The 12,590-nt window shown below is 39.7% G+C and carries 13 protein-coding genes and 4 tRNA genes; 7 read left to right on the forward strand and 10 right to left on the reverse strand.

Annotated features, from left to right (window positions below; translation table 11 throughout):
* Both kdpB and I6751_RS11080 read left to right on the forward strand, forming a co-directional pair.
* The gene (kdpB, locus tag I6751_RS11075; protein WP_196590275.1) at nucleotides 1-2,055 is read left to right on the forward strand and encodes a potassium-transporting ATPase subunit KdpB; all 2,055 of its coding nucleotides are present in this window, start codon (nucleotides 1-3) and stop codon (nucleotides 2,053-2,055) included.
* A 213-nt stretch (nucleotides 2,056-2,268) separates the two neighbouring features.
* On the forward strand, nucleotides 2,269-2,904 hold the full coding sequence (locus I6751_RS11080; RefSeq protein WP_196590276.1) for a K(+)-transporting ATPase subunit C: 636 nt from the start codon (nucleotides 2,269-2,271) through the stop codon (nucleotides 2,902-2,904).
* Between the two features lie 125 nt (nucleotides 2,905-3,029).
* On the opposite strand, the gene I6751_RS11085 is transcribed toward I6751_RS11080, so the two are convergent.
* Nucleotides 3,030-3,932 carry a DMT family transporter gene (locus tag I6751_RS11085; RefSeq protein WP_231037774.1) on the reverse strand — a complete coding sequence of 301 codons (903 nt, stop codon included), beginning with the start codon at nucleotides 3,930-3,932 and terminating at the stop codon, nucleotides 3,030-3,032.
* Nucleotides 3,933-4,511: 579 nt separating this feature from the next.
* Between I6751_RS11085 and I6751_RS11090 the strand changes: the two genes are divergently transcribed.
* From I6751_RS11090 to htpX, 4 genes are all read left to right on the forward strand, one after another.
* Entirely contained in the window at nucleotides 4,512-4,850 is a 339-nt protein-coding gene (locus I6751_RS11090) for a DMT family transporter (protein ID WP_196590278.1), read from the forward strand.
* Nucleotides 4,843-5,163, forward strand: a complete 321-nt coding sequence (locus I6751_RS11095; RefSeq protein ID WP_196590279.1) for an SMR family transporter — start codon at nucleotides 4,843-4,845, stop codon at nucleotides 5,161-5,163. The genes I6751_RS11090 and I6751_RS11095 overlap by 8 nt, the downstream gene beginning before the upstream one ends.
* Before the next feature lie 221 nt (nucleotides 5,164-5,384).
* On the forward strand, nucleotides 5,385-6,386 hold the full coding sequence (locus I6751_RS11100) for a methyl-accepting chemotaxis protein (RefSeq protein ID WP_196590280.1): 1,002 nt from the start codon (nucleotides 5,385-5,387) through the stop codon (nucleotides 6,384-6,386).
* A gap of 203 nt (nucleotides 6,387-6,589) precedes the next feature.
* Nucleotides 6,590-7,456, forward strand: a complete 867-nt coding sequence (htpX, locus tag I6751_RS11105) for a zinc metalloprotease HtpX (RefSeq protein WP_182186022.1) — start codon at nucleotides 6,590-6,592, stop codon at nucleotides 7,454-7,456.
* A gap of 227 nt (nucleotides 7,457-7,683) precedes the next feature.
* Here the strand turns inward: htpX and I6751_RS11110 are convergent, their stop codons facing one another.
* From I6751_RS11110 to I6751_RS11145, 8 genes are all read right to left on the reverse strand, one after another.
* Nucleotides 7,684-8,136, reverse strand: coding sequence for an N-acetyltransferase (locus I6751_RS11110; protein ID WP_196590366.1), 453 nt, complete (start codon nucleotides 8,134-8,136; stop codon nucleotides 7,684-7,686).
* A 42-nt stretch (nucleotides 8,137-8,178) separates the two neighbouring features.
* On the reverse strand, nucleotides 8,179-8,829 hold the full coding sequence (gene nth / locus I6751_RS11115) for an endonuclease III (protein WP_182186021.1): 651 nt from the start codon (nucleotides 8,827-8,829) through the stop codon (nucleotides 8,179-8,181).
* Nucleotides 8,830-8,840: 11 nt separating this feature from the next.
* Entirely contained in the window at nucleotides 8,841-9,128 is a 288-nt protein-coding gene (locus I6751_RS11120; protein ID WP_182186019.1) for a late competence development ComFB family protein, read from the reverse strand.
* A 203-nt stretch (nucleotides 9,129-9,331) separates the two neighbouring features.
* The gene (gene rd, locus I6751_RS11125; RefSeq protein WP_182186017.1) at nucleotides 9,332-9,493 is read right to left on the reverse strand and encodes a rubredoxin; all 162 of its coding nucleotides are present in this window, start codon (nucleotides 9,491-9,493) and stop codon (nucleotides 9,332-9,334) included.
* 294 nt (nucleotides 9,494-9,787) lie between these two features.
* A tRNA-Leu gene (locus I6751_RS11130) sits at nucleotides 9,788-9,873 on the reverse strand.
* A 27-nt stretch (nucleotides 9,874-9,900) separates the two neighbouring features.
* Nucleotides 9,901-9,986, reverse strand: a tRNA-Leu gene (locus I6751_RS11135).
* Nucleotides 9,987-10,001: 15 nt separating this feature from the next.
* Nucleotides 10,002-10,090: transfer RNA gene (locus I6751_RS11140), tRNA-Leu, on the reverse strand.
* 14 nt (nucleotides 10,091-10,104) lie between these two features.
* Nucleotides 10,105-10,178: transfer RNA gene (locus I6751_RS11145), tRNA-Gly, on the reverse strand.
* Between the two features lie 228 nt (nucleotides 10,179-10,406).
* On the opposite strand from I6751_RS11145, the gene I6751_RS11150 reads away from it, so the two are divergent.
* Nucleotides 10,407-11,015, forward strand: a complete 609-nt coding sequence (locus tag I6751_RS11150) for a hypothetical protein (RefSeq protein WP_196590281.1) — start codon at nucleotides 10,407-10,409, stop codon at nucleotides 11,013-11,015.
* Between the two features lie 72 nt (nucleotides 11,016-11,087).
* On the opposite strand, the gene lysS is transcribed toward I6751_RS11150, so the two are convergent.
* On the reverse strand, nucleotides 11,088-12,581 hold the full coding sequence (lysS, locus tag I6751_RS11155) for a lysine--tRNA ligase (RefSeq protein ID WP_196590282.1): 1,494 nt from the start codon (nucleotides 12,579-12,581) through the stop codon (nucleotides 11,088-11,090).
* Nucleotides 12,582-12,590 lie beyond the last annotated feature (9 nt).

Below are 12,590 nucleotides of genomic sequence, written 5' to 3' on the forward strand. Positions count from 1 at the left end.
ATGAGTAGAAAGACAAAACAGAGATTTATCACAGATGATATATTAAAAAACGCGGTAAAAGATTCTTTTGTAAAATTAAATCCGTCTTATATGATGAAAAATCCAGTGATGTTTGTAGTGGAAATAGGTTTTTTTGTTACATTGATATTGACTTTTTTTCCAGGATTGTTTGGTGATCAGGGAACTAACCTGCGTTTATATGATGGCATTGTGAGTTTAATCTTGCTGGTAACATTATTGTTTGCTAATTTCGCGGAAGCCGTAGCTGAAGGTCGCGGCAAGGCACAGGCACAAAGTCTGAAGCATGCTAAGAAAGATATGCAGGCTCGTATTATAAAAGCTGATGGTACAGATGAAATAGAAAGTGCCGGCAAATTAAAAAAAGGTGATATAGTATTGGTCAAAGCCGGTGAGATAATTCCTAATGATGGTGAGATTATTGAAGGTATCGCATCGGTCGATGAATCAGCCATTACCGGGGAATCAGCTCCGGTGGTAAAAGAAAATGGCGGTGATTTCAGCTCAGTTACCGGGGGGACTGAGGTCATCAGTGATTGGTTGAAAATCAGGATAACAGCAAATTCAGGGGAATCTTTTCTGGATAAAATGATTGCACTTGTCGAAGGGGCAGCACGGAAAAAAACACCTAATGAGATAGCATTAAATACACTATTGGTGAGTCTTACAATTATATTTTTAATTGTTATCGTTTCACTTTATCCAATGGCCGTGTACAGTGGCGTGCAGTTGCAAATCTCTACCTTGATAGCATTGATTGTCTGTCTGATACCAACAACGATTGGCGGTTTGCTCTCAGCAATCGGCATCGCTGGTATGGACAGGGTTACGCGGTTTAATGTCATTGCGATGTCCGGCAAAGCGGTTGAAGCCTGCGGTGATGTTGATACGATGATTTTGGATAAGACAGGAACAATCACTTATGGTAACCGGATGGCGGCAAAATTTATTACTGTGGGTAATATACCACAACAGGAATTGATAGACAGTGCTGTCGTCAGTTCTTTGTCAGACAACACTCCGGAAGGAAAATCTATAATCACGCTGGGGTATGGTTTAGGCGGTAAGAAACAAACAGTTTCATCGGATATGGAATTTATTGACTTTACTGCACAGACCAGGATGAGTGGGGTAAATATGCCGGATGGCAGGAAAATACGCAAGGGGGCTTATGATGTCATTTGCCGCTATGTACAGGAAAATGGCGGAAATATACCAACTGATTTGGAAGAAAAAGTGAATGATGTGGCCAAACTAGGCGGAACACCGCTGGTTGTAAGTGTTGATAATAGGGTTTATGGTGTTATTTATTTGAAAGACACAATAAAACCCGGTTTGGTAAAACGTTTTGCACGGCTTCGTGCCGTTGGTATCAAGACAATAATGTGCACGGGGGATAATCCGCTGACGGCAGCCACAATAGCACAGGAAGCCGGTGTGGACAGCTTTATTGCTGCCTGTAAACCGGAAGATAAGATAAAAGCGATAAAAGAAGAACAATCCAAAGGTAAAGTAGTAGCAATGACCGGCGACGGAACTAATGATGCCCCGGCTTTAGCCCAGGCTGATGTAGGCATTGCCATGAACAGCGGTACTTCGGCAGCCAAAGAAGCTGCCAATATGGTGGATCTTGATTCAGATCCGACAAAAATACTGGATGTTGTCGAAATCGGCAAGCAGCTTTTGATTACGCGCGGTTCATTAACAACGTTTAGCATTGCCAATGATGTTGCCAAGTATTTTGCCATAATACCGGCAATGTTCATGGTCGTTATTCCACAGTTGAAAGTGATAAATATAATGGCACTGGCTACACCTTACAGCGCAATATTGTCGGCACTACTGTTTAATGCGATTATTATTCCTTGCTTGATACCGTTGGCGATGAAAGGGGTAAAATATGAACCGCAGCGTGCGGAAAAAATGCTTTCCCATAACATGCTGATTTATGGATTGGGTGGTATAATTGCTCCATTTATTGGTATAAAAGTAATTGATATGGTAATTGCACCATTACTGTCAATGGTTGGTTTATAAATAAAAACATTATTCGCATTGTGGGACTCAAATTTAATCAATTTGGCCGGTCATACTTGAACATGCTCTGGTTGATAAGTGCAGATAGTAAATTTTCTATAATGTATTCATGTTTTATAAAAAGCAGGATACAGCAAAGATGCCTGAGCAGTTTTGTATGCTAAGACGATGGGGAATATAACAGTGGTATGTATGCTAATGGGAGGTATATTTATGCTTGAAGTAATAAAGGGGTTTAAAAGGCCTTTTTTAGTGACAATATTTTTTTTACTGTTGTGTGGGCTAGGGTATCCGTTGCTGATGACCGGATTGAGTCAGCTGATTTTTCCGGTGCAGGCCAATGGCAGTATAATCAAGGTTAATGGTACAGCTGTAGGATCAAAGTTTGTCGGGCAGGATTTTAGTGATCCGCGGTTTATGAAGGGACGTCCTTCGGCGGTTGATTACAATACTTATACTCAGGAACAAAAGGATGATGGTACTTATAGTGGAGTGAGCTCTGGGTCTAAAAACTATTCAGCAACTAATCCTGAACTGGCAGAACGAGTGGAAAATGACATGAATACTTTTTTAGCGGCAAATCCGACAATTGCCAAAGAAGACATCCCCACGGATTTGCTGACGGCTTCCGGTTCGGGACTTGATCCACATATCAGTCCGGCTGCAGCTGCAGTGCAGATTCCCGCACTGGCACAAAATACAGGACTTACGGAAGATGTATTGAAAGATATTGTGGCGCATAATACACAAGATAGATTTTTGGGGGTATTTGGGGAACCTACAGTAAATGTGCTCGGAGTGAATTTGCAAATAGGACAGATTTTGGGAATAGTCGACGGGCAGGATTAGAATGCAATATAAATAATTTAGTTATAAGTTAATATGAAATCGGCAATAAAAAACACATTGATTGGCAGTTGTCATAAAACTGCTGGTCAATGTGTTTTTTTAGTAAGCAAAGTTGTCTGAAAAAATCACTTCTTGGATGAAGAGCAGTTTGTTCCGATTATTCCCGCCAGGATAAATACAGCTCCTATAATGTGGTAGTATTGCAGTGTTTCTTTTAGGAAAATTATACCGGCAAATATAGTTATGAGAGTGGCTAAATTAGAAAAAAGGCTCATTTTAGAAGCTGTTATTTTGGATAAAGCATAGTTTGACAGATAGGCTGTCAGTAGAGAAGAAAGCACACCCAGATAGAGAATCGACAATAAAAAGCTATTGCTGGTAAAAGGCATAAAATAGTCTGTCAGGGTGTGGGTGGATAAATGTTTAATTATTGCAATAAAATTGAATATGATCATGCCAAATATCGTCATAAAATATGTCAGTGTTGAAGTAGTATATTTTTTTGTCAGGTTGCGGGCCAGAACATTATAGCACGAGGCTGACAAAGCTGATAAAAAAATCAGCAGGATACCGAGTAAATTTCCCTGTTTACCGGAAAAACTGCTCATGGCAAAAATATAAATAACCCCGGTGACTGACAGAAAAGTAAAAAGTTTTTCCCTGCCACTGGCATATTCTTTTAAAAAATATGCTGCCAACAGTAGTGTCAATATTGGAATGCAGGCTTGAATGATACCGGCTTGGGCAGATGTCGTATAGAATAAACCGAATACTTGAAAACAGAAAAATAAAGCCGGATAAAGCAGAGCTAAGGGCAGAATTTTGATGAAGTCTTGTTTTGGCATGCGGAGTTTTGTTTTATTAAAGGAAAATACAATAATTGAAGCTAAACCGGCAACAGTAAACCGATGTGCCAGTATGTCTGATGGATCAGCTGTAAGTAAGGCTATTTTGACAAACATAAAGGAAAAACCGATTATAAATGTATAAATTATAGCAGCCAGATAAGCTTTATTGTAGGAAAACAAAATGGCACCTCCATGAATATAGGACTGCTGCACGAACGCTATTAATTCATAGCCCATTTTGACTGGTTCCTTTTCCGGAGCGGACAAAGAAAACGGTATATGGCATACGTATGAATGAAACTGATTACGTGCGACAGAATATTTGAAAATATAATGAAACAACAATAAATTATGATTACATTGTAGTATACATTTTCTTGCAATACAACCAGAATCAATTGATGTAAGATAAAATTAAAAAAATAAATAATACAAAAAAATAGATAAAAATAATGTTAAAATACATTCTGAGAAAACATTAATTGGTAAAAAAAATACATGAATAAGTAAGGAAAATGAAGGAGAATGATGAAGAATTGAGAAATAATGCCGCCAATTATCTTGGATGCAAATAGCCGGCGATAGGATTTAGTAACCCTGATTAATCCCGTTCGTCAATACATATGACATCATGATATAATATATATGTAAAGTAAAGGTTGATAATGCAGCAAGTGCCCATAGCTGCTGTGCTCATATCAAATCTTACAATAGTTTTATCGGATGGGCAATGGGATCTTATGTGAGGAGTTAGATATTATGAAGCAATGGTATGCACTTATATTGGCTGTCATTGCAGAAGTTACCGGAACTACGATGATGAAGATACTAGGAGGACGTGAGTCAATTGAAGGATATTTCTTCATATTTGGTATGATTGGATTATCATATTTTCTTTTATCAAAGGCTATAACTTTAATTCCGATGAGTACAGCATATGCTGTTTGGGAAGGTCTGGGATTGATGATCATTACCGCTGTCGGTTGCCTTATGTTTAAAGAAACACTGCCGCTGCCTAAACTGGTCGGATTTTCGGCAATACTTTTAGGGATATTTTTGTTAAAGACAGGCACGACTGGCGGTGAAAAGCATGAATAACGGAGTTATATTTTTATTGCTGGCTGTCCTGCTGGATATGGCATCAAATGTTCTGTTAAAAAAATCAGCGGGTTTTAGAAATAAGATTTATGGAATTAGTGCTATATTATGTATAGTAACGGCATTTTTTATGCTGGGGCAGGCGATTAGGACAATGGATCTGAGTATTGCTTATGCTTTGTGGGGAGCAGCCGGAATGCTGCTGACCAGTTTTATTGATACGACTTTTTTCCATGTAAAACTCAAGGGAAGTGCTTTGATCGGAATCTTGTGCATGATAACCGGTATTGTTCTTATTCAGTCATTGGATTGATTTTTGGGAATGTCAGGCAGTGTCACTGATACTAAAATCAACTGTTGACTTTTGTGTAAATTGACAAAAATTACTTTTGGAGTGTATTTTTTATTGATTTAGTAGTGTTTTTCCTTTATACTCTTATAACTAGAGAAGCTTTTCCTCATGATTTTATTAGTATAAAGATATTTAACACATAATTTAACATTTCAGGTAATTATACAAAAGGGGCAGTTTGGATGAAAAAGGATAAGAAAATTGATGCATCGTTATTATTGGTGGAATTGAAAGAAGCCACTCAGAAAATGGGTGAGGTAAATAAATCTATCCAGGGAATTGCCAAACAGACCAATCTTCTGTCGCTCAATTCGGCAATAGAAGCGGCCAGGGCCGGTGAAGCGGGAAAAGGGTTCAGTGTCGTTGCTGAAGAAATAAAAAAATTAGCAACAAGGAGTCTTTCTTCGACTAAGGAAAGTGATGAGATAATTAAGAATATCGTAAGCAAGGCTAATGAAGTAATGGGTGTTCGTACAGCTGACGTGGCTTATGATATAATGGATAAAATTGAACGCAATCTTTTTGAGCGTAACTGTGATGCACAGGCGTGGGCAAAATTTGAACCGGTTAAAAATTGTCTGAGAGATAATACATCGTCTGTTATAAAAACCGGCTGTGTTTTTTTGAAAAATATTGTTAATATTTACGAAGTGTACCTTGATTTATATATATTGGATTTATCAGGCAAAGTTGTTGCGGCAGCCGTGAATGACAGCTCTATAGGTGAGGATATGCATGAGCGTGTTTGGTTCAGTGATGCTAAGAAATCAAATAAGATATCTGCCTCGGAGTTATATGTATCACCAACGGTAAATAAGCCCACAGTTGCTTATACTACACCTATATTAGAAGATAACGGTGATATAATTGGTTACTTTTCATCGCGATTTAATTGGGATTATATCTATGATATTGTTGATTCGGCTAAAATTGGTACAGCAGCGCAGATTTATGTGATTAACTCAGAAGGATGGGTAATTGCTGCCAAGGACCACAGTAATGTGTTGAAAAATAATTTAAAAAATATTGCGGCAGTACAGGAGGTTATCAGTGGTGCCGAGTATGGATATAAAATCGAAAGTGATGTCCGGGGCAATTCAAAAATCTATGGCTACGCTAATTCTCGTGGGTACAACGCTTATAAGGGTAAAGGCTGGTCGTGTGTAGTCAGCGAAATACTTTGATGATAAAACCAACAGGCGTTGTTTGCCTGCTGGTTTTATTCTTATATAGTTTTATATTTATATAATTGCTAATATAGGTTATAATTGTTATAGGAAGATTATGAGGATGTGATTAAGTTGTTCTGCATGTAGGTTAGTTATTACAAAGGTTTTGCCTGCAGGATTTTAATTTGTTGATAATGGTTTTATGGAGGATATATGTTATGAATATGCTTAAAACAACTGCGTTGATGGCATTGCTGATGGCGCTGCTTATAGCTGTGGGCGGGCTTGTTGGCGGACAGCACGGTGCTTTGATAATGTTTGTAGTGGCGGTAGGAATGAATTTTTTTTCCTATTGGTTTAGTGATTCGATTGTTCTTAAAATGTCAGGGGCGCATGAAGTAAGTGCTGAAGATGCACCTAGTTTATATAAGCTGGTTGCCGATCTGGCAGGGCGAGCCGGCTTACCGATGCCGAAGGTGTATATTATCGATACGGATGTTCCTAATGCGTTTGCGACAGGAAGAAATCCCAGTCATGCGGCTGTGGCCGTGACGACTGGGATTATGGAAGCACTTGAATATGAAGAGCTGGCTGGTGTGCTGGGACATGAGTTAACCCATGTGAAAAATCGTGATATTCTCATTAGCTCAATAGCGGCGACCTTTGCCGGGGCTATTTCCATGCTTGCGAATATGGCTCAATGGGCAGCTATATTCGGTTTTGGGCGCAGCAATGATGATGAAGATAACGGTGGTGGGATAATTGGACTGCTGGTAGCAGTAATTGTTGCTCCATTGGCTGCTACAGTCATTCAGCTTGCTATTTCCCGTTCACGCGAGTATGCTGCTGATAAAGGTGGCGGAAAAATCTGTGGAGATCCATTGGCATTGGCTTCTGCTCTAGAGAAAATAGATTATTATGCTCATCATCGTACGATGCCGCAGGCATCACAGGCGACTGAGCATATGTATATAATAAATCCGCTGGCGGGTAAGGATATATCTTTTGCCAGTTTGTTTTCGACTCATCCGGCTACGGCTGACCGGATAGCACGGCTTAAAGAACAAGCGGCACATATGGCATAATAAAAAAGGTACTATGAATTTTGATCATAGTGCCTTTTTATTATGGGTGCGCCTGGTGGCGCACGTTCCTAACTGGTGATGGTGAAAGTCCGGAATCTACCCGGCAGCGGGAAGAACATTGCCGGAGGCAGGGATGTCCCAACGCGAGGTGGGATCTAAAGGAAACCGACGGCAAATTTCTGGTCTGACAAACAAGGTGAAATTCCTATGGGCTGCTCGGTTGATTTTTAGTCAGATAATATCATAGCAATTTCATCACAGTTGGGAAATTTGGGACAGTCTATACATTCTTTCCAGACCTTTTGCGGCAGTTCATCCTTCGTTACCTCTTTAAATCCTAATGAGCTAAAAAATTCTGGCTGGTAAGTTAAGGTGAAAAATTTCTTTACACCCAGCTTTTTTCCATCGGCTATCAGGCGGGAAACTATTTCGGAACCAATGTGGCGTCTGGTAGCCTGCTTGGCAACGGCTAATGTCCTGACTTCAGCTATTTCATCCCAGACAACATGCAGACCGCCCACACCTAATATTTCACCATTTTCTTCGGCAACAATCATGTCACGTAAGGTTTCATACAATTGGTTGCGTGAACGGGCCAGCATGAGACCTTCCTGGGCATATTTATAGACCAGTGGGTGAATGACTTCTATATCGGATAGTATGGCATTACGGTAAATTATCTGAATCACACTTTCTTTTGTTAAATTATAATATGCAATATTTCAGGCTATTGGAGTTTCCAATAGTGACGCTGATGGGCACAGGTCATTAAGCGGGCATTTCTGGCAAAGCGGATGACGGGCTTTGCAGATTTTTCGACCATGCCAGATAAGCCAATGGTGTGCAGCAGACCATTTTTCTACAGGAATGGCCTTTTGAAGTTTTTTTTCGACTTCTTCCGGTGAGTTGCCTACGGCCAGCTTTAACCGATTGGAAACACGAAATACGTGAGTATCAACGGCAATAGCCGGACGACCAAATGCTATGCTGGAGACAACGTTGGCCGTTTTTCGTCCCACACCGGGCAAAGATAGCAGTTCATCATAGTCGCTGGGGACCTGGTCAGCGTAATCATCGTGGAGTTTTTGACAGGTTTTCATTATATTTTTTGCCTTATTGCGAAAGAGGCCGCAGTCACGTATCTCTTCTTCCAGGCCATCTAATCCTAATGATAATATGGCTTCAGGAGTAGCAGCTTTTTTAAATAGACGGCCGGTAGTTACATTAACTCGTACATCAGTACATTGGGCTGATAAGATAACTGCGACTAAAAGTTCAAAAGGATTATTGAAGTTGAGTGCAGATTTTGTATCATGATATATTTTTTCCAGCCGGCTGATCATTTCGTTTTTTATTTTTGCGGTAATACGCAAGTTTATCACCTTTATTTGTTGATATTGATACCTGGTTGATGGTGCGGATTTTTACTGACAACTTCAATTGCCTGAGCTACTGCCCGCATGATTTGAGTATATTGAGACTTGTCATATAGGTCAAGCCGTGTATATATATCACCAATATTGGTCCGTATATATTTGGGTGGGAGATGGTTGAGCGCATAAGCGGCTATATCTTTTTGACACTGTTCACAGGTGCATATACCAGGATATGAATCAAGCATATTTTCAATTGCTTCATATACAAAAGCTTCCATGCAGTTCTTTACAGGCATAGCAATTCCCTCCTTGGCAATTAGTTACACATAGTAAATAAATTGTTAGAATATAATATAATTAAACAAATATCTATAAGATATTATAACATAGTTGTCGAAAAAAATGATAGTTATATGGTAAGTGTCTAATTATAATAAAAAACACCTGAAGCAAATATTTTACTTTAGGTGTCTTAAGTAGTATTATTCAGTTTAATAAATTATGCTTCTTCTTCAAACTGATCTTTACCTACACCGCAGATGGGGCAGACAAAGTCATCTGGTAAATCAGCAAAAGGAACGCCTGGTGCCAAGTCGTAATCGGGATCTCCTTTTTCTTCATCATAAATCCAACCGCATACGGAACATATCCATTTTTTCATAATAAAAAGCCTCCCAAAAGAATAATTTAAATTACAGACTGTATATATTCTATTATATCAAGGTCGATTTTGCAATGCTTGTATAACAATAGTCTAAAGTTGAAGCTGCAGTGTGAACAGTATTGCAAATGTGCAGCCCATCACCGCTGCGCGGTCCTAAATGATTGCTGTATGAGTGGTATCTATGAATGAAAATGTTTATGTGTGACAAGCTTGCAAATTGCAAAGTATGTTTATATAAGGTTTTAAATACAAAAAAACCAAAATCAAAAGATTTTGGCTAATACACAAAGCTGGTGCGGTCGATGGGACTTGAACCCATATGACTTGTGGTCACTACCCCCTCAAAGTAGCGCGTCTGCCGATTCCGCCACGACCGCATATAAACAAACTAAGGCGAGAAAAATTGGTGCGGCCGAGTGGATTTGAACCACCATGAAGTTGCCTTCACTAGCGCCTGAAGCTAGCGCGTCTGCCGTTTCGCCACGGCCGCATATAAATAAAAAAATGGTGCCGAGGACCGGAATCGAACCGGTACGGATATTTCTATCCGCGGGATTTTAAGTCCCGTGCGTCTGCCAGTTCCGCCACCCCGGCATATATCTTTTTAATGGAGCGGGTGATGGGAATCGGACCCACGTGACTAGCTTGGAAGGCTAGGGCTCTACCATTGAGCTACACCCGCATGTTGAACTGGAAAAAGAACTATATAAAAATGGTGCCTCAGAGCGGAATCGNTTAACCGCTTGACGAAGGCGCCATTAAACTGTATACTTGCCTCAGCAGATTAACTAATGTAATTTACCGTAACGAGGTCAGCATCAGCAACGGATATTATAATATCATATACATAGAGATATTGCAATACCTTTACGGGAAAAAAATTATTTTTTAAATAAAAACGGGTGATTTAATGAAAAAAATAATAAGATTGGTTATGTTTTTATCAGTATTTAGTCTGGTAATGCCATATAAGATAAGCGCAGCGCAAGAAGTCACCGGGGATATGGCAAGTCAGACAAAATCACCGACAATAGCAGCCGTTATGCCTGTTATTGGGGCAGATGAGGAATATGGGCAGGCTGATGCATATATTTACCAAAGTTTGAAAAAAGCATTGCATGTTCCGCTGAATGGCATTTTGAAAAAGATTACTTATATTGATGAAAAAAGAACTGCGGATGAGACAAGCAGGTTAATTAATGCAAAAGTTAATGTCATAGGACAGGATGGTATGAAACAATTAGCTGAATCACTCGGAGCGGATCTCATAATTGGAGTTAAAGTCAACTCAATGATGCAGCAAATAACATATGGTGTGCATGATGATGTAAATCCTTATTTGTTCAGTCGGGTGGGTTTACAATTGGTTGTCTATGATGCAAGGACAAATACATATAGCATATACAAAAACAATCAATATTACAGTGATGAATATTCTCCATCTGGAACGGTTGAAGTACTTACGCAGGATGCAATGTATTATCTTTTGAAAGATGCAAATGTTAAACAATATATTTAGCAAATATAATAACAATAAAAAACTGACTCTTTAATTCAATTCATAAGCTGATTTAAAGAGTCAGTTTTTTAATTATTCTATTGGTTTTGTTTTCATGTGGGGAAACAGTATTACATCGCGTATGGATGGACTGTCAGTTAACAACATGACTAAGCGGTCAATGCCGATACCAAGTCCGCCGGTTGGGGCAAGACCATATTCTAGGGCCGTAATAAAGTCATTATCCATCATATGGGCTTCAGCATCGCCGAGTTCACGTTGTTTTTGCTGATCAATAAAACGTTGCTTCTGATCGATTGGGTCATTTAGTTCGGAAAAACCATTGGCCAGTTCCCGGCCGCAGATAAATAATTCGAATCTGTCAACAAAATCAGGATTTTGCTGATTGCGTTTAGCAAGTGGTGAAACGGCTGTGGGATATTGTATTACAAAAGTTGGCTGAATGAGTGTTTCTTCAACTTTTTCGTCGAAAATCTGATACATTATTTCCCAAATTCCATGATGAGTTTCGTATGGCACTTTTAATTCATCAGCAATAGAACGAGCCTGCTCAAGCGTCGTAACCGTGGTAAAATCTTTTCCTACAGCTTCTTTTACGGCATCGATCATAGTAATGCGGCGGATGTGGCTGAGGTCAACATCAGTACCCTGGTAGGTTATTTTGGCGGTGCCTGATACATCTTTGGCAACCTGAGCTATGAGTTGCTCGGTCATATCCATTACTTCATTATAGTCGGCAAAAGCCTGATATGTTTCAACAGAAGTGAATTCCGGATTATGGCGGTTATCAACACCTTCATTGCGGAAGATGCGGCCTAGCTCATACACACGTTCCAGGCCACCGACAATAAGACGTTTTAGATATAATTCAGTCGCTATGCGCAGATACATATCCATATCCAATGCGTTATGATGAGTGATAAAAGGACGCGCATTGGCTCCACCGGCTATCGGATTCATTACCGGCGTTTCTACTTCCAAAAAACCTTTGTTATCAAGGAAACGGCGAACTGCCTGAATGATTTTCGTCCTGTTGATGAAGGTAGTTTTTACGGCCGGATTGACGATTAAATCTAAATAACGTTGGCGGTAACGGGTTTCAATGTCTTTGAGACCATGAAATTTTTCCGGCAGCGGACGCAGTGATTTGGCTTCAATGGAAAAATCCTGAACTTTTACGGTCACTTCACCGCGATGCGTTTTGAATACAATTCCTGTAACACCGATGATATCACCAATATCCAATAATTTGAAATTAGCATAGCGCTCTTCACCGAGTACATCCAATTTAAAATAGATCTGGATATCACCAGTGATGTCGGCCAAAACCGCAAAGCTGGCTTTGCCATGACCCCGTATAGCCATAAGACGTCCGGCTATACGAACTTCTGCAGCATTATTTTCTAAATTATCCGCATCCTTTAATATGTCTTGTGCGTGCTGTGTTACGGGGTAGTTTCTACCAAACGGTTCTATTCCCTTATTAATAAACGCCTGCATTTTGTCACGGCGCACTATCATTAATTCATTTATATCCTGATTTTCCTGAGGTTGATGCTTAGCCATTGAAATCCT

This window comes from Pectinatus frisingensis (genome assembly GCF_015732285.1).
Lineage (GTDB): Bacteria > Bacillota > Negativicutes > Selenomonadales > Selenomonadaceae > Pectinatus > Pectinatus frisingensis.

What these genes read in the sequence shown, in the direction of transcription:
- rd (WP_182186017.1), bottom strand. Translation starts at nt 9,493, where the DNA reads ATGAAAAAATGGATATGTTCCGTATGCGGTTGGATTTATGATGAAGAA.
- I6751_RS11095 (WP_196590279.1), top strand. Translation starts at nt 4,843, where the DNA reads ATGAATAACGGAGTTATATTTTTATTGCTGGCTGTCCTGCTGGATATG.
- I6751_RS11090 (WP_196590278.1), top strand. Translation starts at nt 4,512, where the DNA reads ATGAAGCAATGGTATGCACTTATATTGGCTGTCATTGCAGAAGTTACC.
- htpX (WP_182186022.1), top strand. Translation starts at nt 6,590, where the DNA reads ATGAATATGCTTAAAACAACTGCGTTGATGGCATTGCTGATGGCGCTG.
- I6751_RS11100 (WP_196590280.1), top strand. Translation starts at nt 5,385, where the DNA reads ATGAAAAAGGATAAGAAAATTGATGCATCGTTATTATTGGTGGAATTG.
- I6751_RS11150 (WP_196590281.1), top strand. Translation starts at nt 10,407, where the DNA reads ATGAAAAAAATAATAAGATTGGTTATGTTTTTATCAGTATTTAGTCTG.
- kdpB (WP_196590275.1), top strand. Translation starts at nt 1, where the DNA reads ATGAGTAGAAAGACAAAACAGAGATTTATCACAGATGATATATTAAAA.
- lysS (WP_196590282.1), bottom strand. Translation starts at nt 12,581, where the DNA reads ATGGCTAAGCATCAACCTCAGGAAAATCAGGATATAAATGAATTAATG.
- I6751_RS11080 (WP_196590276.1), top strand. Translation starts at nt 2,269, where the DNA reads ATGCTTGAAGTAATAAAGGGGTTTAAAAGGCCTTTTTTAGTGACAATA.
- I6751_RS11120 (WP_182186019.1), bottom strand. Translation starts at nt 9,128, where the DNA reads ATGCCTGTAAAGAACTGCATGGAAGCTTTTGTATATGAAGCAATTGAA.